21 protein-coding genes and 1 tRNA gene are annotated in these 22,183 nt (G+C 54.4%); 9 read left to right on the top strand and 13 right to left on the bottom strand.

Features of this window, described 5'->3' with window-relative positions; translation table 11 throughout:
- Positions 1 to 2,058 carry an extracellular solute-binding protein gene (locus tag AMM48_RS09355; RefSeq protein ID WP_244271172.1) on the bottom strand — a complete coding sequence of 686 codons (2,058 nt, stop codon included), beginning with the start codon at positions 2,056 to 2,058 and terminating at the stop codon, positions 1 to 3.
- A gap of 100 nt (positions 2,059 to 2,158) precedes the next feature.
- On the bottom strand, positions 2,159 to 3,073 hold the full coding sequence (locus AMM48_RS09350; RefSeq protein WP_022732672.1) for a LysR substrate-binding domain-containing protein: 915 nt from the start codon (positions 3,071 to 3,073) through the stop codon (positions 2,159 to 2,161).
- A 166-nt stretch (positions 3,074 to 3,239) separates the two neighbouring features.
- Between AMM48_RS09350 and AMM48_RS09345 the strand changes: the two genes are divergently transcribed.
- On the top strand, positions 3,240 to 3,449 hold the full coding sequence (locus AMM48_RS09345; RefSeq protein ID WP_022732673.1) for a hypothetical protein: 210 nt from the start codon (positions 3,240 to 3,242) through the stop codon (positions 3,447 to 3,449).
- Positions 3,450 to 3,711: 262 nt separating this feature from the next.
- Here the strand turns inward: AMM48_RS09345 and AMM48_RS09340 are convergent, their stop codons facing one another.
- From AMM48_RS09340 to AMM48_RS09330, 3 genes are all read right to left on the bottom strand, one after another.
- A complete protein-coding gene (locus AMM48_RS09340; protein ID WP_102783796.1) occupies positions 3,712 to 4,980 on the bottom strand; it encodes a class I SAM-dependent methyltransferase in 1,269 nt (422 codons plus the stop codon).
- A 114-nt stretch (positions 4,981 to 5,094) separates the two neighbouring features.
- Complete coding sequence (locus tag AMM48_RS09335; protein ID WP_102783795.1) at positions 5,095 to 6,096, bottom strand: NADPH:quinone oxidoreductase family protein; 1,002 nt, start codon at positions 6,094 to 6,096, stop codon at positions 5,095 to 5,097.
- A 140-nt stretch (positions 6,097 to 6,236) separates the two neighbouring features.
- Entirely contained in the window at positions 6,237 to 6,542 is a 306-nt protein-coding gene (locus tag AMM48_RS09330) for a hypothetical protein (RefSeq protein WP_022732676.1), read from the bottom strand.
- Positions 6,543 to 6,880: 338 nt separating this feature from the next.
- Here AMM48_RS09330 and AMM48_RS09325 point away from each other — a divergent pair.
- The 4 genes from AMM48_RS09325 (at position 6,881) to AMM48_RS09310 (ending at position 9,059) form a co-directional block, all read left to right on the top strand.
- Positions 6,881 to 6,970 (top strand) — tRNA-Ser (locus AMM48_RS09325).
- A gap of 95 nt (positions 6,971 to 7,065) precedes the next feature.
- A complete protein-coding gene (locus AMM48_RS09320; protein WP_102783794.1) occupies positions 7,066 to 7,311 on the top strand; it encodes a GIY-YIG nuclease family protein in 246 nt (81 codons plus the stop codon).
- Between the two features lie 146 nt (positions 7,312 to 7,457).
- Positions 7,458 to 8,477, top strand: a complete 1,020-nt coding sequence (locus AMM48_RS09315) for a hypothetical protein (RefSeq protein ID WP_102783793.1) — start codon at positions 7,458 to 7,460, stop codon at positions 8,475 to 8,477.
- Between the two features lie 9 nt (positions 8,478 to 8,486).
- Positions 8,487 to 9,059, top strand: a complete 573-nt coding sequence (locus tag AMM48_RS09310) for a hypothetical protein (protein ID WP_102783792.1) — start codon at positions 8,487 to 8,489, stop codon at positions 9,057 to 9,059.
- A 108-nt stretch (positions 9,060 to 9,167) separates the two neighbouring features.
- Here AMM48_RS09310 and AMM48_RS09305 read toward each other — a convergent pair whose 3' ends face one another.
- The gene (locus AMM48_RS09305; RefSeq protein WP_102783791.1) at positions 9,168 to 9,662 is read right to left on the bottom strand and encodes a MarR family transcriptional regulator; all 495 of its coding nucleotides are present in this window, start codon (positions 9,660 to 9,662) and stop codon (positions 9,168 to 9,170) included.
- An 80-nt stretch (positions 9,663 to 9,742) separates the two neighbouring features.
- On the opposite strand from AMM48_RS09305, the gene AMM48_RS09300 reads away from it, so the two are divergent.
- Positions 9,743 to 10,642, top strand: coding sequence for an EamA family transporter (locus AMM48_RS09300; protein WP_102783790.1), 900 nt, complete (start codon positions 9,743 to 9,745; stop codon positions 10,640 to 10,642).
- Positions 10,643 to 10,674: 32 nt separating this feature from the next.
- On the top strand, positions 10,675 to 11,388 hold the full coding sequence (locus AMM48_RS09295; RefSeq protein ID WP_102783789.1) for an NAD(P)H-binding protein: 714 nt from the start codon (positions 10,675 to 10,677) through the stop codon (positions 11,386 to 11,388).
- An 87-nt stretch (positions 11,389 to 11,475) separates the two neighbouring features.
- On the opposite strand, the gene AMM48_RS09290 is transcribed toward AMM48_RS09295, so the two are convergent.
- The 7 genes from AMM48_RS09290 to AMM48_RS09260 all read right to left on the bottom strand — a co-directional run bounded on the left by AMM48_RS09290 (position 11,476) and on the right by AMM48_RS09260 (position 18,650).
- Complete coding sequence (locus tag AMM48_RS09290; protein WP_102783788.1) at positions 11,476 to 12,258, bottom strand: pyrroline-5-carboxylate reductase; 783 nt, start codon at positions 12,256 to 12,258, stop codon at positions 11,476 to 11,478.
- Positions 12,255 to 12,878 carry an RNA 2',3'-cyclic phosphodiesterase gene (gene thpR / locus AMM48_RS09285; RefSeq protein ID WP_102783787.1) on the bottom strand — a complete coding sequence of 208 codons (624 nt, stop codon included), beginning with the start codon at positions 12,876 to 12,878 and terminating at the stop codon, positions 12,255 to 12,257. Before thpR ends, AMM48_RS09290 begins: the two co-directional genes overlap by 4 nt.
- Before the next feature lie 44 nt (positions 12,879 to 12,922).
- The gene (locus tag AMM48_RS09280; protein ID WP_102783786.1) at positions 12,923 to 13,789 is read right to left on the bottom strand and encodes a pirin family protein; all 867 of its coding nucleotides are present in this window, start codon (positions 13,787 to 13,789) and stop codon (positions 12,923 to 12,925) included.
- A gap of 83 nt (positions 13,790 to 13,872) precedes the next feature.
- On the bottom strand, positions 13,873 to 14,913 hold the full coding sequence (locus tag AMM48_RS09275) for an NADP(H)-dependent aldo-keto reductase (RefSeq protein ID WP_102783785.1): 1,041 nt from the start codon (positions 14,911 to 14,913) through the stop codon (positions 13,873 to 13,875).
- 156 nt (positions 14,914 to 15,069) lie between these two features.
- Positions 15,070 to 16,188 carry an FIST C-terminal domain-containing protein gene (locus AMM48_RS09270; protein ID WP_102783784.1) on the bottom strand — a complete coding sequence of 373 codons (1,119 nt, stop codon included), beginning with the start codon at positions 16,186 to 16,188 and terminating at the stop codon, positions 15,070 to 15,072.
- Positions 16,189 to 16,307: 119 nt separating this feature from the next.
- On the bottom strand, positions 16,308 to 17,009 hold the full coding sequence (locus AMM48_RS09265) for a J domain-containing protein (RefSeq protein WP_102783783.1): 702 nt from the start codon (positions 17,007 to 17,009) through the stop codon (positions 16,308 to 16,310).
- 927 nt (positions 17,010 to 17,936) lie between these two features.
- A complete protein-coding gene (locus tag AMM48_RS09260; protein WP_102783782.1) occupies positions 17,937 to 18,650 on the bottom strand; it encodes an arylesterase in 714 nt (237 codons plus the stop codon).
- A 169-nt stretch (positions 18,651 to 18,819) separates the two neighbouring features.
- Between AMM48_RS09260 and AMM48_RS09255 the strand changes: the two genes are divergently transcribed.
- A complete protein-coding gene (locus tag AMM48_RS09255; RefSeq protein WP_102783781.1) occupies positions 18,820 to 19,566 on the top strand; it encodes an ABC transporter ATP-binding protein in 747 nt (248 codons plus the stop codon).
- A complete protein-coding gene (locus AMM48_RS09250) occupies positions 19,563 to 22,130 on the top strand; it encodes an FtsX-like permease family protein (protein WP_102783780.1) in 2,568 nt (855 codons plus the stop codon). The genes AMM48_RS09255 and AMM48_RS09250 overlap by 4 nt, the downstream gene beginning before the upstream one ends.
- Positions 22,131 to 22,183 lie beyond the last annotated feature (53 nt).

Here is a 22,183-nt window from a genome sequence, read left to right as displayed (position 1 = left end):
CTAGTACCCCCCCTTTTTAAGCGCACGGGATTTTTCGGGGTCAATCCACCAGGTCATGACCGAGGTGCCCTTAAGCGGCACAGTATCTGGCCGTCCAAACACATCCCAATAGGCCATCCGGTCCCCGCCAAGATAATATTGCGGGATCACGTAAAATCCCCATTGCAGCACACGATCAAGGGCGCGCACACGCTGCACCAGCGTTTCACGATTATCGGCATCAATCACAAGCCCGATCAGTTCATCAATCACCGGATTTTTGATCCCGGCGAAATTGCGCGTACCGGGCTGGTCGGCGGCAGCCGATGACCAAAAGATTTGCTGCTCATTGCCCGGCGACAGGCTTTGTTGCCACCAGAAGGTCGTCATATCAAAATCATAGGCCTGAATGCGGTTGATCCACTGCCCGGTATCAATCAGACGGATATCAAGGGTGACCCCAAGCTGGCGTAGGCGGGCCTTGAGAACCAGCGCGATTTTCTCAATCCCCGGCTGGCGGATAATCAGTTCAAAGCGGAACGGTTGGCCGGTTTTGCTGTTGACCAATTGCTGATCGCGCAATTCCCACCCGGCTTCCTGCAGAAGCTTGATCGAATGACGCAAAGCTTCACGCCGACCATTGGGCGGATCGAAATTGGGCAGATATGGTGGTTCGGTAAACAGTTCAGGGGGAAGCTGACTTTTGAAGCCCTTGAGGATGCCAAGTTCTTCGCCGGTCGGAAGACCGGTTGCGGCCAGTTCGGAATTGGCGAAATAGCTTACGTTGCGCTTATACGCACCATAAAACATCGCCCGGTTCAGCCATTCAAAATCAAAGGCATATTGCAAGGCTTCGCGCACGCGGCGATCGGAAAACAGCGGTTTTCGGGTGTTAAACACATAGGCCTGCATGCCGTTTGGCAGATTATCGGGCAGGAATTCTTTTTTGATCTTGCCGTTTTGGACAGCGGGTGTGTTGTAGGCCGTACTCCATTCGCGCGATGAATGTTCGCTTCTGACCAGATATTCACCGGCAAAGAATGCCTGACGTTCGACATCCAGATCACGGTAGGTGTCATAGCGGATGGTATCGTAATTATTGCTGCCGCGGTTGACCGGCAAATCGGCCGCCCAATAATCCTTTACCCGTTCATAGGTGATGCGTCGCCCGGCTTCGATACTTTGTATCTTATAGGCGCCACTTCCCACAGGAATATCAAATGTGGTCTTTGAAAAATCGCGCCCTTCCCAATAATGTTTGGGCATGATGGCCAAGTCGGCAACGATCATCGGCAATTCGCGGTTATTGCCCGGTTTGAAGTCAAACCGCACGGTGAGATCATCAAGCGCCTCGACCTTGTCGACCTGGGCATAATACTGGCGATAGACCGGGCTGCCCTTTTCGATCAGGATATTGAACGAAAAGACGACATCGTCGGCGGTGATGTCGGTCCCATCCTGAAAACGCGCCCGCGGATCAAGATGGAAAATGGCAAAGGACCGGTCGGCGGGGTATTCGATGCTGCGCGCGATCAGGCCATAATGCGTGCTGGGCTCGTCGGCACTTCCGACCATCAGGCTGTCATACATCAGGCCAAGCCCGGAGGCGGGTGTGCCCTTTAGGGTATAGGGATTTAACGTGTCAAACGAGACACTTGAGCCTTGTACCAATGTGCCGCCCTTGGGCGCATTGGGATTGACGTAGTCAAAATTCCGGAAATCCGGCCCGTATTTCATATCGCCATACAGCGAGATGCCATGTGACACGGTGGTGACAGGTGCCAGTTGCTCTTCATCAACCGATATGGTGGGTGCAGCAACGATTTTTGGCATTTCCTCGGCCTGTGCCGGAACAGAAAACGTCAAAAAGGCCCCTATTGCGATGCCCGATCCAATGCCCGCAAGCCTGCGGGGCAATGATCTGGTGATCGTTTTGGTGTCAGTCACGGCCCGCGTGACAGCATGCGCGATCATCTGACTAATCGTCTTTCCCCTGATCTGGTCTTTTTTTGCGACATTCAAAACAGCGCGAACCCATTGCGATGGCCCGTGAAGCAACATGATCACGATACCGGACATCCTGTCACCCTGATACTACCGTTTCAGTTCGTTCATTAGAACCGCTTCAGTGCATAGATGAAGGATAAAATGGTGCATTTTCAAGGCATCATCACGTTATTTAGTCTTTCTGTGCCAATTTTCTTCTTTCGGTTTCAAGTCGGATTTCCGCCATCAACCAATTGCGAAAGGCCCGGACCTTACGCCGTTCCAATCGGCCTTCGGGGTAGCACAGCGAATAGGCATAGGGACTGTCGACCGGCAAGTTGAACGGCACGGTCAAGCGGTTGGTGACAACATATTCGCCGATCATCGCCGGGTCCGAAATCACCACGCCAAAGCCACTTGCCGCGGCCTCCATCGCCATATCAAGGGTGGCAAAGACCGGGCCACGATCCGCATCGACCCCCTTGATCCCGGTTTCGGCCAGCCAGATCCGCCAATCTTCGCGTGAGGCCGAGCAGTGCAACAAGGTCACATCGCCAAGGTCTTCGGGGTTTTTAAGCTGCTTGGCCAAGTTGGGGTGACAGACCGGCAGCAATCGTTCGCCGGTCAGAAATTCGTGCACCAGTTGTTCGTCCTGAATATCGGCGAACCGGATGGCGATGTCGGTTTCGTTAAAATCGACCGGGGCCTTGTCATCATTGTAGGTGCCCAGTTGCACCTGAAGATCGGGATGTTCCATCTGAAACCGGCCCAGACGCGGCACGATCCAGCGCATGGAAAAGGTCAGCGGGGCGAGCACACGCAACTGGGTGTCATCGGCGCGGTCCTCGACCTTGGCCACCGTTTGTTCGATCGCATCAAAGGCCGGCGTCAAGCCAAGCAACAGGTTCCGCCCGGCACGTGTCAGTTTTAAACTGCGGTGCTGCCGATCAAACAGTTTCCGCCCAAGCACATCTTCAAGGTGTTGCACCTGTCGGCTGACGGCGCCTTGGGTCACGTTAAGCTCATGTGACGCTTTGGTGAAACTTTCAAGACGACCGGCCACTTCAAAGGCACGAAGCGCATTTAACGGCAAAGGACGACGTTTCATGAGAATGACTTTGCATGACTAAAACTCATGCAATGATGACTAAAGATGGTTTGAGCGCAAGTGTTTTTAGGTTTAACCCTGAGTTTAGAAGAATTCAGAGACACAAAACACAGACACTCGGCCGCGAATTGTTGAGAGCAGGCCGTAAGATTGAAGGAATGAGATCATGGTCGCGATCACCAAAGATGCCGGTGCCTTTGTCACCACCCGTCGTCCAAACACCACCATCACCCTGATGGATATGCCGCGCCAGTGGGTTAAACGCTATGACCTGCGTCAGAAGCTGGCGGTGATGGACTCCCGTATGCTGCGCGATATTGGCTGGAACGTTTTTGACGCCCGTCGCGAAGCTGCAAAGCCATTCTGGAAAGCCTAGGCTTTAAGCCTTTGCCCCAAACCAAAGAGATTTAAAATGTCTGCCCGCATGTTTCGCCTTCAGGGGCCACTTTCATTCCCCTTGCAGGTTATTGACGCTCTGATGAGCGCTTTGAGAATCCCAAGCGCCAAATAAGGCGCTTATGTTTCGATCTCCCTGAACGCAACTCCGACTTCCCCCGTTGGAGCGTGCGTATATGAAAACCGGTCACATCCCTGTTGACCGGTTTTCTTTTTGCGCAACGACGCAAGGCAGGTCGACCTTATTTCTTTTCAGGCAAATGCAAATACATGATGTTTGCCGCACTCAGCACCGAATACATCACGGCAAACTGCGCATTGAATTCGTATTTTTCCGGCTTGGGATCAAACATCTTATATATCTCGCCGATGCTGCGTTTGCCATCAATCCGCGACAGGATTGCCGGGCTGGCAGCCGGCATGGTGCGGGTCACGGCAAGACCGGTAAAGGTGATTTTGATGTTGCCGGTTTTGGCCACCGACCGTGCCAATGCCGCTCCATCCACACGGGTAAAGAACGGAATGGCGTCTTCGGATGGCATCGGCGGTTTGATCTTGTTTTTGGCCTTCACCACGTAAAATGTGTGCTTGATGATATTGCCCGCCATCAGTTCGGCCAGGGCGGCACGCTCGCGAAACGGCACATGTACCGCCCGGTCAAGCACATCATGGCGCGAACAATAGGTCGTCGGGTCATAGCGCATCGGTTCGACAAAGTTCTGAAGACGCAAACCAGCCTGTTCGGTGAAATCAAATACCTCATCCACCCGGTAGGCCCGGTCCTGTTGATGGAGCAACAGATCATAAAACCCGGCGTCCCCACCATGGACATGATCGCCGACAAACGGATTGCGCTTGAGCCAGTTGGTGCCCGGCAGGCTGTTAAACAGCGCCTTGCCGAAATTCAAACGCCGTGCCCCACCGGCTTCGGCGTTCATACGTTCCATCATTTCCTGCATATGGTAGACGCCGGTGCGCCCGAGCTCCCCATAGACCATCAAGCCCATGCCGCCGTTGGGTTTGAGCGCATCAGACAATGCGCGTAATCCGGCATCCGGATCGGGCAGATGATGGAGTACCCCGCAGCAATCAATATAATCAAACGGGCCGTGCTCGGCCGCCAGATCGACAAATGATCCGGTGACAAAGGTGACGTTCTTTTCAAGATTGCGGCGCTTGATCCGCGCCTCGGCAATCGCGCGCGAGCTTTCGGACAGATCGATATAGACAATTTCCGCCTTGGCCTTACGGTCACGGGCCTGCTGGGCCAGCATGACCAAGGCATCGCCCGTCCCACCACCGGCAACCAAAATCCTGATTTTGCCTTTGGCGGAAGGGTCGCGCCCGCCAAACACAAAATGCACCACCTCATCCCAATTGCCCGGAGAGCCTGTGATCAGGCGCTTATCCTCATCCCCCGGATCACGTGCCGGATAAGGATAGCTTTCATACTGGTCGCGCGTCTTGGCAGACGATGACACAGCATCAGGCATTTTTTTGTCGTCGGGCATTACCGCGGGTTCCAGTAGATCATCGAGTGGGACAGCGCCATCCTATACCAAGGAATTAATTAATAAAATCCGGCGATTTGCTTAATATCAGACTTTGTTGAAACAACAGCGACCTTAGGCTTCCTGACAGGTGATCACGAGCTTGCCGGTTGCTGTGCGATCGGCAATCGCCGCAAGGGCCTGCATGGCGTCGGGCAAGGGATAGCGACGTGAAATCATCGGAGTGATTTTACCCGCCGACAACATCGCAACAAGTTCCGCCATGCCCGCACGCGCAATGTCGGGATTTTGCAGTAAATAGGCGCCAAAATAAAAGCCCATGGCCGCGACATTCTTGACCAAAAGAATATTGGCCGGAATTTGCGGCACGGTGCCACTGGCAAAGCCAATCAGCAATATGCGCGCGCCGGGCGCCACACAGCGCAGACTTTGGTCAAACACATTCCCGCCAACCGGGTCATAGACCACATCAACCCCATCTTTCATCCCCGGCGGGCGGTTCAGCCCGGCGACAATGTCGCGCACCCGGTCCCGGATGCTTTGCGTTTTGTAATCAATAACGTAATCGGCACCATGGTCGCGCGCGATCTGGCATTTCGCCGCCCCGCCCGCCGTGGCAATCACCGTCGCCCCCAGCAGCTTGGCGCATTCAACCGCAGTTAACCCAACACCGCCCGCAGCACCATGGACCAGAACAATCTCGCCCGGCTGCACGTTGGCGCGATATTTCAAACCAAACCAGCTTGTACCATATGCGATCTGAAAGGCTGCTGCTGCGTCAAATGAAACTTCATCGGGTAAAGGCATGACAAGGGATGCATCGACCATGAGCCGGGTGGCATAGCCGCCCCAATCGGGCAGGGCCATGACACGATCCCCCACCGCAATGCCCTGCACATCATCGCCGATTTCCATGACAGTGCCGCTGACTTCAAAACCGGGGGAAAAGGCGCCGGTGGGGCGCTTTTGATAGGTTCCCTGCAGGATCAGGCTATCGGCGAAATTAACCCCGCAGGCCGCAACCTCAATCACCACCGCGTTTGGACCGGCCACCGGATCAGGGTGCTCGATCAACTGCGGTTCTTCACCGAATGCGGTGCAAATCCATGCTTTCATGCCTGCTGCCTGTCCGTGGTCGGGAATAGTTGGCGACAGTGTGCCGCCTGACGAAACGACAGACAAGCCGACATTGGGCTAAACCCGTAAACAGCCCCGCACAAAGATTGCGAGATTCCAGCATGATGATGGTTTGGAAATTAGAAAATACGCTGACGTTTGCGTTTGCGGGTCAGCACCAGCAACACGACGGCTGGCACAAACAGCACCACAAGGGCCGGGGCCAGCAACACAGGGACAAAGATATTGTCCCAGATCCAGACCGAAACGTAACGCTGTATGACCGATTGCAACAGGTTCAGGCTTCCGGCATCAAGGCGATACCAGAGCTCTCCGGCGGCTGCCAGACGAAAACTACCTGTCTGAAGCGCCGTGATGGAACCATCGACCAGCACCGCAATGCTGGCGAAAAGCAACAACCATCCCAACGCCCTGAAAAACCACATTGTCTTCTCCGCACCACCCCGCAAGGATGGGTATATTAGAAAATTATGCAGACACCCTAACGGCAAGACCCCATCAACGTAAAGTGTTGCAGGGTTTCAGTGTTATTTATCTTGCAGGTCGAGAACCCTGACATGAAACCTTAGTCATCAGACCTCAATAAGAAGTAAAGATTGCGCCAGACCACGTTTTCTCAACCCTGACAGCCTTGATCAAAGCCGCCGTCAGCCCTGTTTTGGGGCGGATTTCCCGAAAGTGAAAAAAGAGGCTGATTGGCCCTTGTCAAGCAAGGACGGGTCGGCTAATGTCCGCCCGCTTTCGCGATATATAGATCGCATGTGGAGAGGTGGCCGAGTGGTTTAAGGCGCACGCCTGGAAAGCGTGTTGGGGTGTAAGCCCCTCAGGGGTTCGAATCCCCTCCTCTCTGCCACCCTATGCCCTGCGGGCTTCGGGTGGCAGGCCACACGGAGCCAAAATGGCATGGGGTGTCTCCCGAAGCCTTGGCGCAGGGAGGCAGATTACCCAATGTGGTATGTTTATTTCCTCAGACTTTCAAATGATGATGTATATGTCGGGTCAACCAATGACCTGAAACGTCGCTTTGCGTCGCATCAGAATGGCGATGTCGTTTCCACCCGAAAATATCTGCCGCCAAAGCTACTTTCCTATGTCTCGGTTGAAACCGAGCAGAACGCACGGTCGCTGGAAAAGTATTTCAAATCCGGCTCAGGCAAGGCTTTTGCCAAAAAGAGATTCTGGTCAGAACAGTAGGACTTCTACTTCAACCAGCCATCCGACCAAACTCCTGAAAATCACATATTTGCACGCTCGCATGGGGAGTGTCCCCTCAGCATACGGCATTGACGATTTCGGCATAGCGGCATAGCCTCCCCTAATATTTTATGGGGGAGGGATTTATGAGTTCGGCGAATGAGCGTATGTTCTATCTCATGCGTCTTGCGATGGGGCGACACCCAGCGGTGGATGCAAGTGTAACCATTCCAACCCTGATTGACGCTATCGAATACGCGCGAGAAAAGGCGACAGACGTTGCGTGGGTTGTTGGGAACAGGGTCCATGGAGACGAGCCAGGCATTAATAGCTCGAACGCCATATATCTCGCTGATTTCCGTCTAGACGAGAATTACGTCCATATTTTGCTAGTGCGAGGCGATCCCACAGTCGGGCGTCCCACGTTTGTGAACATGAAGAACAAGAGTGTAACGCCCGCAACGAGTGATGATCCTGACGCGGTGCCAGCTGTCTCGGCGTTACTGGTTGTTGAGCGAAGCATCTCGGTCAATGACAAAGGGCAACATAGATCGATCCTTGAACGTGCGTCTGGCCTCGGCAAAAGCATGGTTAGGGATTACTTAGCAGTTCTGCTTCGACGATATGCAAAGGATCATCCGGACAAATTCGAAGCGCAGAAAAAAGTTAGCAAGAAGGGCGAAAAACCTGAAACCATCCAATATTCGCCAACCGTCAAGCTGAATCCGCAACAGAATGCCAGCTTGAAGAACGATATGGAGAAGGGTCAGATCGGAGGCTTCCGCCTAATGCGAGGGGAGGCCAAGTACAATGGTCCAGCAGATGAAGCAAGGATCGTTGGGACAAATGTCCAGCTTCAAGTGAAGCTCACGCCAACAGGAAATGTAAAGAACGTTCTTAAAACCTTGAAGAATGTCAAGAACGCAATGAGCGCTGCGGTAGACTTCGACAGCTACAAGCTTGATCTTCTCGATACCGATGATGGCGACGAGCACAGTACGCAGCTGTTACCACTTGAAACAATCGATAACGCTGACATGCGCTATTGCCGAACGGTGAAAGCTTCCGGTTTTACATCGGAACTTGAGCAATGTTACCCAAGTTTCCACGAAGAGATCGTGGTCAAAGCGAAGAAGTTTTTCGGTCAGGCCGAGTACTGGAAATAGGAGCGCGATATGTGGTGGGCTAGATACCTGTTCTCTGGCTTCGCTTTTCTAGGGGTGTCTGAGGATGTTCCGTTTCGCCATTCCAAGCGTGTGTTGGAGTTCGCACTGCCGATTGTACTTACGATATTGACGCTGTGGGCATACATATGTCTCCGGTCATATTTCGTAGCCGGTATTCTCGGAACACTTGATGACAAATTGTTTCAGCTCGTCGTCTTCATGGTCCCTTTCCACTTGGCTGCACTAGCAGCTTTGGCAACATTTCAAAGCCCGGCGTTAGATAAGCCACCCGCAGGTGCAGCCGCTTCTATTCGCAGGTGGAGCAATGAAGACAACGATTGGTTTCGCCACTTCCTGACCATGAGAGAGTATGCGTGCCGTTTGTTTGGCTACCTTTGCACGCTAGGCATCATCTATCTCGTGATGTCGATCTCTGCTTCACTTATCAACTTTTCGGCGATCCCATGGGCGTCAAATGATGTAGCACGCATTGCCATGTTTGCTGCGATAGCGGGTTTCTTTTGGCACTACATCGTGATGTCGCTGTATGCGATCTATTTCCTGATAGCAAAGACGGTATAACCGGTCGGGTGGGGCTAAAAAGCGGACAGAACTGGGATGTATGAATTCGAAATTACCGGGTTTGAGCTGCTTTCAACTGGTATTGTTTACGATTAAGCTCAAAGCCCGCTAGCGGTCATTCATTTCCATTGCAGCCAACCATTTACGCAGCAAACCATCTAGCTGTTCCTGCTCATCACCCGTCAGGCCTTCGGCAAGGCGGTGCTGGTTGGCGACGTGGTCGGTGACGGCGGCGTCAATCAGGTCGCGGCCTTTTTGGGTGAGCGCGATGACAAAGCCGCGCCCGTCTTCCGGGTTCTTTTCGCGTGAGACCAATCCGGCCTGTTCAAGCTTATCAAGCCGGTTGGTCATGGTGCCCGATGTTACCATTGTCCATGCGATCAAATCGGATGGGCTCAGCGCATAGGGCGGGCCGGAACGGCGCAAGGTGGCGAGCACATCGAAGCTTGCCGCACTCAGGCCATGGGCGCGAAAGATATCATCCAATCCCGACATTAAAACGGAACGCAGCCGCCCGAAGCGGCCAAACATTCCCATTGGCGTCACATCAAGATCGGGACGTTCCTGATGCCACTGCGCCAAAATGCGATCTACCTGGTCCATGACGATGGTGATGGCAAAAATTTATCTTGACGTCAAGATTTCTCCATTTACCTTGACGTCAAGATAAATGGAGAAAGCCGATGAACCGAACAACCGACTTATTGCTTACCGCCCTTGCCCCGGCGATCTGGGGCAGCAGCTATATCGTTGCCACGGAGCTTTTGCCGCATGGTTATCCGCTGACTGTGTCGCTGCTGCGTGCCTTGCCGGCGGGTTTGATCCTGTTGCTTGTTGTCCGCCAATTGCCGCAATCGGGGTGGTGGGGCAAGGTCTTGATCCTTGGCGCGCTTAATTTTGCGATTTTCTGGTCGATGCTGTTTTTGGCGGCCTACCGCCTGCCGGGCGGGGTGGCGGCGACACTGGGCGCGGTTCAGCCATTGTTCGTGCTGTTTCTGGCGCGCTTTGCCTTGGGAAGCACCATTAAGGTTGCCGGGATCATCGCGGCAATTTCCGGGATCTTTGGTGTTGCACTTCTGGTCCTTGATCCCGGCGCAACGCTTGATCCGATTGGCATTGCCAGTGCCACCATCGGCGCCCTTTCAATGGCGGCAGGCACGGTTTTAACCCGCAAATGGCAGCCCCCCGTATCACCACTGACCTTTACCGCGTGGCAGCTCACGGCGGGCGGTGTGCTTCTGATCCCGGTTGCGCTGATTTTGGAGCCATCGTTTCCGGTCCCGACGCTTGAAAACCTTGCCGGGCTGGCGTGGCTTGGCCTGATCGGGGCGGCATTGACCTATTACCTTTGGTTTCGCGGGATTGCCAGACTGGGTCCGGCCACGGTGACAAGCTTTGGCTTTCTCAGCCCGACCAGTGCGGTGTTGCTGGGCTGGATCATCCTTGGCGAGCAGTTAAGCCCAACCCAGATCGCCGGTGTGGTGATTGTTTTGGCCAGCATCTGGCTTGGTCAACGCGCCGCGCGCCCTGCACCGGTCGCCGCACACATCGTCCCCCCGGTTAAACCGACCGTAAGTTCATGACAATACCGAACGACACTTAAAGGAACGCCCCAATGAAACATACTGTCAAAACGAGACACACTTTCAAAACCACGGCGCCAAAGAAGATTGTCGTTTTTGGTGCAACTGGTGATGTCGGACGTGAAGTGGTGACCGAAGCAATCATGCGCGGGCATCAAGTCACAGCCATTGCACGCAACACCGACCGCCTTGCGTCACTGCCAGAAACGGTTACACGACGTCAGGTCGATATTCTTGAAAGCCCCGATCTGGTGGCGGGCATTATGGCCGAGCATGATATCGCCATCAGCGCCGTGCGCCCGGTGTCAGGTCAGGAACATCTTTTGGCCACCATGACCGAATGCTTGCTTACCGCCGCGCGTCAGACCGGCACCCCGATTTATATCACTGGTGGGGCGGCAACCCTGAAACTGGCGGATGGCAGTGGTCATACAGTTCTGAGTGCACCGGATTTCCTGCCCGATGCCGTGCGGCCAATTGCCCAGGCCTGCGCCACGCAAGATGCACTTTTTGACCAGTATGACGATGTGCAATGGACCTGCCTGTGCCCGCCCGCCATGCTGTTTGCCGGGGATAAAACCCGACAGTATGTACGCGGTACGGATACGCTGATCCCCGATCATGATGGGATGGCCAGGATTTCCTATGCCGATTTCGCGGTGGCGATGGTCGATATCTTAGAGGCAGGCGACAAACCGCAACGTCGTTTGACAGTTGGCTATCAGAACGCCGCAGCGGCCGCATAGGCCCGGAACCACACCAAGATATATAAAGACAAGAAATAGAACGGGCGACCCTTATACAGGCCGCCCGTTTTTGTTCGGCTCGGGGGTTTAGCTGTCGCTTGAGGCAGCCTTGATCCGGGCAAAGACGTCATCAAGGGCACTGTGGATTGCCGCCCCGCCCTTTTGCCGCATAAAGGTTTGCGCGACCTGTTCGTTTAAACCGCCCGGTGTCGAGTGGCCTTCGACCAAGGTGGCAAAGCTTTGATCGGGGGATTTGATTGTGTTGTCGGAAAGCCCGGCAAACAGGGCCGCGAGATAGCGTCTGGCGTCGGCATAATCCGATCCGTGTGCGACCATCCATTGCGCCGAACTTTCAAGAATTTCGAAATAGGTCGCCATCAAAGCACTGCCTGCCGCGTATCCGTCAAAGGCATCAATGGTATCGGCTGCAACCGCCCCGCCAAGTTTTTCAAACAGGGCGATAACATCAGGTGTGCCGGGATAGACCGCCGTCACACAATTACAATGGGCGACCGACGGCAAGGGAATGGCGCGGTCAAAGGAGGCCCCGCCGGAAATCCAGCCTTGCAGCTTTGCAATCGGGATGGTGGCGATCAGGCTGACGATTTGGGTGTTGGCGGGGGCCTTCAGCCCGCTTAAGACCTGCTCGGCGATTTGCGGGCGGACGGCAAGAAACACGATATCGGCGGCATCCATGATCGCCTGATTGTCGTCTTCGACCCGAACGGCATCAAATTCCGCCGCCAGCTTTTGCGAGAATTCACGCCCACGGCGCGAAACGATGATTTCGGAAACCGCATCGTCGGTCGAAAGAAGCCCCCGGATCATGGCATCACTGATGACGCCGGTGCCAATAAAGCCGAGCTTCATTCGATTTCTCCTAACATTTCGCGTTCTAAAAACGCCTCATCATCGCGGAAGTTCTGTGTGTCACCAGTGCCATTTTGGCCATCCGTCCCATCATAGGCCGCGACCACTCGAAATTCCGGGCCATCGGCGGTGGAATGGCTTTCATACAGGCAGAAACGATCAATGGTAAACGTCCGCGAGCTGACATCGCCATGATCGGCAACCGCCTGCTCAATGGTTGCGCGCGCGGCATTGCGGTTACGGCCCAACGTAATGTGCGGGGTGAAATTGCGCATGTCCATATCGGGGCATTCTTCCAGAGCAAGAAGCGCATTCTCTACCCGTGCAGCCAATTGTCGCATCAGTGGCTGATCCTTGACCCCGGCCCAGAAAATGCGGATTTTGCGGGTTGATGCAAAAATATTCAGGCCCTGCACACAAAGGTCAAATGGCTCAAAGGCAATTTTTGCCAAGGCCTGATCAATTTCGACAGCCAAGCCGGGATCAACATTGCCGATGAATTTAAGGGTGATGTGCATATTTTCCGGGGTTTGGGCATCAAGCCCCTTGATCCCGCGCGCCAACGGGTAAAGATCGGCTGCGATATCAGCCGGTATTTCGACGCCAACAAACAAACGCATATTCAAAACTCAAAACGAAATGGGTGGATGCGATCAAGCAGCATTCAGCCGGTTGATCGGCCCGGAAGCGGAATGATGTCATCCTCGCCGTCGATTTGCGGGAAGTTGCCCGCCGCCCAATCGGCTTTGGCCTGATCAATGCGTTCCTTGGAGCTTGAGACAAAGTTCCACCACAGATGGCGATAGCCGACCGACAAGCCGCCCAGCAACATCACCCGGCAGTCGCTTTGCGCGACAATATCGGGGATTTCTTCGGGCGCGACATAGATGAAGCTTTGCGGCGCATAGGCTGTGCCATCAATGCGCAAGGTGCCCGAGACAACATAAAGGGCGGCTTCCTGATTTTCACCGGGAAGCAAAAGCTGCGCGCCTTCGTCCATATGGACATCAAGATGAAACAGTTTGGATTTGACCGGTACGGGGGCCGTTTTGCCGAATGCCTCGCCCGCGATCAGGCGCATGTGCAGCCCGGCATCTTCGATGATCGGCAAATCGTCCTTTGCCACATGAAAGAATTCCGGGTCAGATTCTTCGTCTTCTTCGGGAACCGCGACCCATAATTGCAGCCCGTCAAGCTTGTGTGCGCTGTTGCGCACGGCGTCGGTTTCACGTTCCGAATGGGTAATCCCGCGCCCGGCATGCATCCAGTTCAGATCGCCCGGCTTGATTTCAAGCAGGCTGCCAAGGCTGTCATGGTGGCGGATGGCACCTTCGAAAATATAGGTTACCGTGGCAAGGCCAATATGGGGATGCGGAGCAACGTCGATGCCCTGACCGGGTTTGAAATCAGCCGGTCCCATATGATCAAAAAACACAAACGGCCCGACCGACCGCACGTCGCGGTGCGGCAGGACACGGCGCACGGAAAAGGCACCAAGATCGGTTTCCTTACCAAAAATCTGCTTTACCATGCGCCGTCTCCTTCACATTTTGGTGGGGTCAGGAGCCCGACAATCGGGCTGCCTTCCCCGTTACCTGCGCGTATATCTGTGCCTTACGGGCACGGATACGGCCAGGTTTGATGGATGTTTTCAATCTCGGACAGAACGTCTTCGGACAGGGTGATTTTGGCCGATCCGACATTGAGTTTCAGCTGTTCCATGCTGGTCGCGCCAATGATGTTTGACGTCAGGAACGGGCGCGAATTGACATAGGCCAGCGCCATCTGGGATGGATCAAGACCGTTGTCCTTGGCGAGTTTGACATAGGCCTCGGTCGATTTGATGCCATTTTCGGTCAGATACCGGGCAAAATACTGCGGCCAGATCGACGAACGCGCGCCTTCTGGACGGGCACCATCCAGATATTTACCCGACAAAGCCCCACCGCCGAGCGGTGAATAAGCCAGAAGTCCGGCATCTTCGCGGATTGAACATTCCGCCATGCCGACTTCGTACTGACGGGTCAGCAGGCTATAGGGGTTCTGGACCGAGACAACACGCGGCCAGCCCTTTTTCTCGGCCAGCTCAAGGAACTTCATCAAGCCCCACGGGTTTTCGTTCGAAAGCCCGATGTGACGGACTTTCCCGGCCTTTACCAGGCCGTCAAGCGCTTCGAGGCTTTCCTCAATCGGGGTGAAATCCTCGTCCGCGTCATGGACGTAGCCCAGTTTGCCAAAGAAGTTGGAATTACGGTCCGGCCAATGGAGCTGATACAGATCGACGTAATCGGTTTTAAGACGTTTGAGCGATCCGTCGATGGCTTCATTGATCTGATCACGGGTCAAGCGCGGCCCACCGCGGACATAACCAAAACGTTCGGCAGGGCCGACGATTTTGGTTGCGATCACAAGATCATCACGACGCCCGCGTTTTTCCAGCCAGTTGCCGATGATGGTTTCGGTTTTGGTAAAGGTCTCTTCCATTGCCGGAACCGGATACATTTCGGCGGTATCAATGAAATTGACTTCGTTCGACGTCGCATAATCAAGCTGTTCGAAGGCTTCATCTTGCGTATTCTGCTGGCCCCAGGTCATCGTACCCAGGCAAATAACACTGACATCAATGTCCGTACGTCCCAATCGACGGTATTCCATGTATCAATCCCCTTTTACACCCCGGGTGGGGTGTACATATTTTTCAATGGACTGAATATATCCTGTCAGGCCGGGGATGGAACCTTTGACGGCAAAAAATGTCGGGACGTCCTGATTTTATAAAGATTTTGCAATGTGTTCCAGACAGGTCCACCGTCACACAAACAGCGTTAAAACCCCGGTATAACCATAAAACCGATCATTGCAGACTTCGCCATTGCCGTAAAACCCGGTCAGCGGCAAATCACCAAGTTCATCGCGGATGATCATCATTTCGCGGCTTTCGGTGCCAAACAAATGCGGCCCACGGGCAACACAGCTGCAATACAGCGCACCGCGTGGTTTTCCCGGCAGGCGTTTTTGCACATCGTTCAGCATACGGCGCAGGTCTTCTTCGGCCGCCGCCCCGTCACGCCGGACAAAACGAACCGCATCCCCGGCCTGCACATCGCCGCTTATGGCGATCATGTGATTATGTGGATCAACGCCCAGAAGATTGCGCACGACAAAATCGCCGGTGTCCGAGCCCGGGATCATCAGGGCAACGTGATATCGGCCCGATGCGATGGAATTCTCGCTGCCGTCGGAATTGAGTTCTTCTTTAAGCACCTCAAGGGCGGGGCGATCATCAAGCGTGGAAACGATGCCTTCGCGTCCTTCGGTTACACGATGCACCGGGCCGACAGGGGTGCAGGCCTGAGTAATGCCGACCTGAACGGCGGTTTTGGCATCAAACAAAACACCTGATAATCCGCCGTCCACCACACGGTCAGCAATCTGTGGCGCGCCGCGTTCGCCCGATGCGATGCCACCGACCAGATAGGTCGAGCCAACCCGCGCCAATTCGCCAAGGGTGGATAATGACTGGGGTGCGCCCGGATCACCATGCACCAAACCAAAGATCGGTTGAAGGCGGTCGATGGCCTGCTGCAATTCCGGTGCATCCACATCCGCATCGGTTTTCAGCGGTTCGAAAACATGAAAGTCATCACTGGCAAACGGGGCAATCAGCACCGATGCCGCTGGAACACCGAAATAAGCCCGACCCGACCCACAGACGCCAATGCCCGCCGTCCCCGTCCAGTGTTCGATCGAAAGACGTGATCGCAGGAAGGTCAGGATGCTGCCCAGATCATCAGAAAGCGCTTCGGTAACATACAAAAACGCCAAGGCCTGTTCTGGCAAGGGTGTTGACTGAAGTTGATCGGCCAGTTCGGAGGCCACCGCTGCCCAGTTTTCACCACTGGCATGTGCCGCGCAAAATTCCCCCGTCATGCATTCTCCCGATGTTCCATGTTGGACCCTTCTGGGGCCTTATTCATATCTAAGCATTGCGATCAGGTGTTCTCAAGATACGCCGTTAAAAAACCCGCGTGAGCCTAGGTTACCTGAGCCTAGGTTATATGGCGTCGCAGCAGATCCATTGCCGCATTAAGTTGCGTCATGCGTTGGTGCGATCCGTAATTGCTGTCGGGATGATGGATGGCGGCAAGCACGCGATATTTGGTGCGAATTTCGCGTAAATCTGGCCTAGCACTTGGCGCGAACCCCATGACATGCAGGGCTTCGTTGAATGTGGTTACACCGCGATCAAGTGGATCAAACGCCAGATTATCGACAATCTGACGCAGACGTTCGAGTTCTTCGCGCGATTGCAAAAGTTCGACCGGGGGTTCGGCCTGACGCTTTTTCAGTGCGCGGGCTTCGGCGAGTGCGGCACTTTCGGCAGCCAGAATATCGGATTTCTCAACCCGCATTTTGACATCGCCCGTGTCAAAATCCAGCGCCATTTTCAACGCCTTACGCACCACGATGATGGAAAACCCCGGTGGCAGGCGCAATTGCAGGCGTGGTTTTCTGCGCCACGGACGCCCTTCGGCCGGGCCGGATTTCAAAACGATGGTTTCGCGGTCCGACTTGGGCGGATCACCCGGATCAGCATAATCATCGATCGCCTTTTCCGGCACGATCAGCATTACAGAGCGCGCAAGGTCGGCGGCATTCACCCCGCGCCGTTCGGCCAAGGCCTGCACCGCATCACGGAAAACCGACGAACAGGGAATGGTGTAGGATTGTTTGACGCCCGGTGTGGTCACGAATATTCCCCACAAGCATTTGATTTATAATACTATATCAGTGTTTTTACGGCGCACGCCGGACATTGAATGGCTAAAGTCTATCGACGGATTCCGGGCTGGGCAACTGCATTTGCAGTCAAAATTTGAATCGCTTCCGATTCATCCACAGGCCCTATTCGGCCGTCAAACAGCGACTCGGGACTGTTTGATAGAACTCAAACGCCTGATATACCAAGGATATTAACGATTCCCGGCACGTTTGGTTTATTTGTCTGATGAAAAGATAGTCAACAAACTTATCCACAGGCCTTTGCAGTGGATAACTTGCCAGACCACTCTAACGCTTTGAATCATAAGAACTATCATTGTGAATCATCGCGTTTGATTTTAGGTCCTGCGCAGGGGCCAAATCGACCTTTTGAAGTAAAAATGGCGTCGTTGCTTCCATCTTGCCAACCTCAAAACTACATATGCAGTTACACCGTCAAACATTTGGAACATAACCGAAAGTAAATGGAGTGTTAATTTTACACTCATCCCACTGTTCAGAGCGATTTCAGGCGGGTTTTTGATGCTTTTGCGGTTAAAACAAACAGCTTTGAATACGATATAACTGTTTGATATATAACAGATTAGTGATCATTTTTGGTGTTCTTACGGGATACACTGCCAAGGCAGCGGCAATCATTTCGATAAGCGTATGAATTCTATCTACGTATGCAGTTTTAATTGCTGACTCAGACAGATTTTAGTGGCTTTTTTTGCGCTTTTTTGTCAAAGAACCAAAATTGAAAGCTTCGCAACCGACTGTAATACATGCGATTTTTAGACTTTTAGACTTTACTAAAAACAGGCCACATCAGATCGATGCAGCCTGTTTGGCAAAATCATAAAACGTCTCGTCGTAGAGATGCCGTGGATAAAACCGGGGGATACCCGCCCCGGTTAAGACCCCGAGGTGAGGATAGAAACAACATCTGGCAGGATACGGCCGACGATTTCATCGACACCCTTTGCATTGGGATGCATGCCATCATCCTGATTAAGGGTCGGGTCGGCCGCGACGCCATCAAGGAAAAATGGATATAAATCAACCTGATACTCGCTTGCGAGATCGGGGTAGATGCTGTTGAATTCATCGCCGTATTGCCTGCCCATATTTGGCGGGGCCATCATCCCGGCCAGCAAAACATCAATGTCCATTGCGCGCAATTTTTCGATGATCTGAGCCAGATTATCGCGGGTCTGGGCCGGTTCCATGCCGCGCAACGCGTCATTGGCACCAAGTTCAAGCAACACCGCATCGGGTTTATCAACCAATGCCCAGTCAAGCCGCGCCAGGCCTGCTGCTGTGGTATCGCCGGAGACGGAACTGTTGACGACATTGATTGAATGTCCGGCATCCTTCAAGGCGGCTTCAAGCTTTGGTGCAAAACCGTTTTCTTGCGAAAGTCCATAGCCCGCCATCAAACTATCGCCAAACAACACAAGGGTTTGCGGCTTGTTTTCACTAGCATTGGCATTGGCAGGTGCAGACAGGAAAATGGTCGCAACCCCAAACAGGATTACACTGCTGCGCGAGACAAACCGCGCGGCACGCCATAGCGGATTTGCAGTGAACTTGATTACACCGCACCCTTGCCCGAAGCCAAAATTCATTACACATCCCATCTTATATGCCTGTTACTTTGTGAAACGGTTACCATACGGTTACCTGCGAACGGCGCATTTCAAACCTGATATGGTTGAACCGAAACCCTGCGTTTCCGTATGAGTATTTAGCCCGCATTCTTATTCTTGCAATGGATTAAGCCCGATAGGACCCCAGATGAGTGTTACTGAAACTGCCTCGATCCCGGATAAAAACACCGTCGCATCACAACAGGAACGTAGCAAAACCGTTGATGTGCAGAACCTCAAACTGCGTCTGGCTGGCCCGGCGGGCATTGTTGAAATCCTGAAAGGGATCGATATTTCAATCGAGGCGGGCGAACGCGTCAGTCTGGTCGGGCCATCCGGATCGGGCAAAACATCGCTTTTGATGGTGATTGCCGGATTGGAGCAGGCCCAGGAAGGCGTTGTGACAGTGTGTGGCAATGATTTGCGCACGCTTGATGAAGATGGGCTTGCCCTGTATCGCCGCCATCATGTTGGCATCGTGTTTCAGGACTTCCACCTGATCCCGACCATGAGTGCACTTGAAAACGTTGCACTTCCGATGGAGTTTGCCGGGCGCAAGGATGCCTTTGAAAAGGCCGAGCAGGAACTTAAAGCCGTTGGGCTCGGTCATCGGATTGGCCATTACCCCGGTCAGCTTTCGGGCGGCGAGCAACAACGTGTTGCGCTGGCCCGCGCACTTGCCACCGATCCAGAGCTGTTGTTGGCTGATGAGCCGACCGGGAACCTTGATGGGGCGACCGGTGAAACGATTATTGAATTGCTGTTTGATCTGGCCAAGCGCAAAGGATCGACACTGCTTTTGATTACCCATGATCCCAATCTTGCCGACCGGTGCGACCGCACCATCATGCTGCGCGATGGTGAAATCGTTACGCAGCAGGAAGAGCACTCATGAGCCCCACGACAAACGCATCGGATGGTCGCAATGGTGCAGACCGCATGTGGTCTATTGCGTGGCAAGTCTGTCGCCGGGAATTGCGTGGCGGCTTGTCCGGCTTTTGGATTTTCTTGGCCTGTCTTGCATTGGGCGTTGGCGCGATTGCGGCCGTGGGAAACGTTTCGGAATCCGTTCTATCGGCACTTGAGCGTGACGGGCGGAAGCTTTTGGGTGGGGATGTTGAGTTGCGCCTGACCCACACGGACGCCACACCCCAACAGCTTGAATGGCTTAGCGATAATACAGAACGGGTCGGGCAACTTGCGACCATGCGGACCACCGCCTATGGCCCCGATCAACGCCGTTTGGTTGAGCTTAAAGCCGTTGATGATGCCTATCCGCTGTTTGGCGAGATGGAACTGGCCGACGGTATTCCCTTTGCCGGAAGTCTTGATCAAAAAGACGGTGTTTGGGGGGCTGTGACCGAGGCCGGATTGCTTGAACGCCTTAAGATCAAGGTTGGCGATACGGTAAAACTCGGTGACATCGACGTGCAAATTCGCGGCGTCATCACCACCGAACCCGACAAGGCCGTTGGCTTTTTCAACTTTGGTCCGCGTTTAATGGTGTCCAAGGACGCCCTGATGCAGACCGGACTGGTGCAGCCCGGAAGCCTGATCCGCTATTATTACGCTTTGGATTTGAAGGGCAATGAAACGCCCACCGCGTTTCGTGAACGGCTTGATGAACAGTTTGAAGATGCCGGGTGGCGTGTGCGCGATACCGCCAACGCCAATCCGGGACTGCGCCGCTTTATAGAACGGTTGACCCTGTTTCTGACCCTTGTCGGGTTGTCCGCCCTTCTGGTCGGCGGCATTGGGGTGGCCAATGCCGTGCGCAGCCATATCGAAAGCAAAACATCTGTGATCGCCACCTTGAAATCGGTGGGCGCATCGCATGGGCTGGTGTTGCGGATTTACTTCCTGCAAATCCTTGTACTGGCCGTTATCGGCATTGCCATCGGCCTTTTGATCGGGGCAGTGACCCCGGCCATTGTCGCCCCGCTTCTGGCCGGGCGGTTGCCAATTGATGTGACATTGGGCCCGGCATTGCCGTCGCTGCTTATTGCGACCAGCTTTGGCATTCTGACCACATTGGTCTTTGCCCTGCCGTCGTTGTTGCGGGCGCGTGAAATCCCGGCCGCACGTTTGTTCCGTGCCAGTGCCGGATTGCTGGGTGGCAGCCCGGTACGCAAACGCGACCTGCCCTATATCGGCGCGCCACTTGTGCTGTTGCTGATTTTGACCGTAATGACCGCGACCGATAAGACCATCGCCCTTGGCTTTATCGGCGGGTCGGCAGCAGCGATTGTGATTTTCACTTACGCCGGGCGGGCAATTGTATCCTTATCGAAACGGTTCACCACCGGACGCAATGCCTTTTCACGGCTTGCCCTGACCAACCTGCATCGACCAGGCGCCAGCACAGTTCCGGTCGCCCTGTCGCTTGGGCTTGGTCTGACACTTTTGGTGACCATTTCGGGGATCGAGGGCAACCTTGATAACGAGATTAATGAGAACCTGCCCGAATCTGCCCCGGCGTTCTTCTTCCTTGATATTCAACCTGACCAGATCGACGCGTTCCGCACCCAGCTTCTGGCAAAGGATAATGTTTCGGATGTCGAACAAACACCGATGTTGCGCGGGCGTGTCACCGCGGTTGATGGCGTTAAATCCGAAGATGTCGGACCGGGCGATGATCGCTGGTTCCTGCGTGGGGATCGTGGGTTGACCTTTGCTGCCGTGCCGCCGCCCGAAACCAAACTGGTGCGCGGCGATTGGTGGCCGTCTGATTATAATGATGCCTCCAAACCGCTGGTATCGATCAGTGCGGACATCGGCAATGCCTTTGACCTTCAACCGGGCGACACATTGACCATTAATATCCTCGGGCGCGACATCACCGCCGAGATCGCCAATTGGCGCGAAATCGAATGGCAAAGCCTGCGGATGAATTTCGCCATGGTGTTTTCACCGGGCCTGATCGACAAGGCACCCTATAGCCTGATTGCGACCGCCCATATGCCGCGCGACATGGAAGAACCGGTGGATCGCATGATCGGGATCGACTTTCCGAATGTGTCGGCCATCCGGGTGCGCGAAGCCCTTGAAGCCGCCAACGCCATTCTGGCCGGGATTGGCACCGCGCTTAATGCGACGAGCATGATCGCGATTGTTGCCGGTGTGCTGGTGCTGGCCGGGGCCGTTGCCGCAGGTCGGCGCAAACGCATCTATGATGCCGTGGTGCTTAAAACACTGGGCGCGACACGGGCCAACATCCTTTATGCCTATGCGCTGGAGTACGGCATTCTTGGGCTGGCGACCGGGGTTCTGGCCGCGCTGGTCGGGTCCATCGCCGCATGGTCGGTGCTTGTGCTGGTGATGGGGGCGTCCTGGACGCTTCTCCCCGCGACGATACTGGGTCCGATTGCCATCGGGTTGTTTGCCACCCTGTCAGCCGGTTTTGTCGGCACGTGGCAGGCATTGCGCAGTCCAGCGGCACCGTTGCTGCGTAACGAGTAACACAGCACACACAGCAAACCTTCCAACCACGTAAAAAGGGGCCGGTCACATCA

This window comes from Thalassospira sp. GB04J01 (assembly GCF_000751115.1).
GTDB classification, from domain to species: Bacteria; Pseudomonadota; Alphaproteobacteria; order Rhodospirillales; family Thalassospiraceae; genus Thalassospira; species Thalassospira lucentensis.
This window is presented reverse-complemented; position numbering and strand designations above follow the sequence as displayed.